At 45.9% G+C, this 603-nt stretch carries 2 tRNA genes and 1 rRNA gene; all 3 read right to left on the bottom strand.

Annotation, left to right across the window (positions count from 1 at the left end):
• Nucleotides 1-268: 268 nt before the first annotated feature.
• Nucleotides 269-345: transfer RNA gene (locus WMO44_RS14985), tRNA-Ile, on the bottom strand.
• 3 nt (nucleotides 346-348) lie between these two features.
• Nucleotides 349-424: transfer RNA gene (locus tag WMO44_RS14980), tRNA-Ala, on the bottom strand.
• 126 nt (nucleotides 425-550) lie between these two features.
• Nucleotides 551-603, bottom strand: a 16S ribosomal RNA gene (locus WMO44_RS14975); the annotation flags it as partial.

Genomic DNA, 603 nt, shown 5'->3' with positions numbered 1-603 from the left:
ATCACGTCTTTCATCGGCTCCCAGTGCCAAGGCATTCGCCCTGCGCCCTTGTTCGCTTGACCTTTCAAACGTTCTTTTGGAACATTTGGTATCCTCTTGATTCTCTCTTGCCAACGAAGATTATTGTTACCCTTCCTTTTGAAATTGTAATATTTCTTAAAAAAGAACTTACTATAATCTTTGTTTCGCAGTTATTATTCAGTTTTCAAGGTACGTCTTGGTGATGTCTTTCAAAGCCCGGTCTCCCGAAACTCTGACTTTCATCACATGGTGGGCCAAAATGGACTCGAACCATCGACCTCACGATTATCAGTCGTGTGCTCTAGCCAGCTGAGCTATTGGCCCATGTGGTGGAGATTAAGGGAATCGAACCCTTGACCCCCTGCTTGCAAAGCAGGTGCTCTCCCAGCTGAGCTAAACCCCCACATAAGGTTTTGAGTAACCCCTTTTCAGGGCCCTCAAAATCGAACAATATCTACTCAAACTTTAACTTGTCACCTGTTCCAATGGCCGACCATCTTAGATGCTCTGTCATTGCCTGACTCCTTAGAAAGGAGGTGATCCAGCCGCAGGTTCTCCTACGGCTACCTTGTTACGACTTCA

It is taken from the genome of Faecalibacterium tardum (assembly GCF_040096515.1).
GTDB classification, from domain to species: Bacteria; Bacillota; Clostridia; order Oscillospirales; family Ruminococcaceae; genus Faecalibacterium; species Faecalibacterium tardum.
This window is presented reverse-complemented; position numbering and strand designations above follow the sequence as displayed.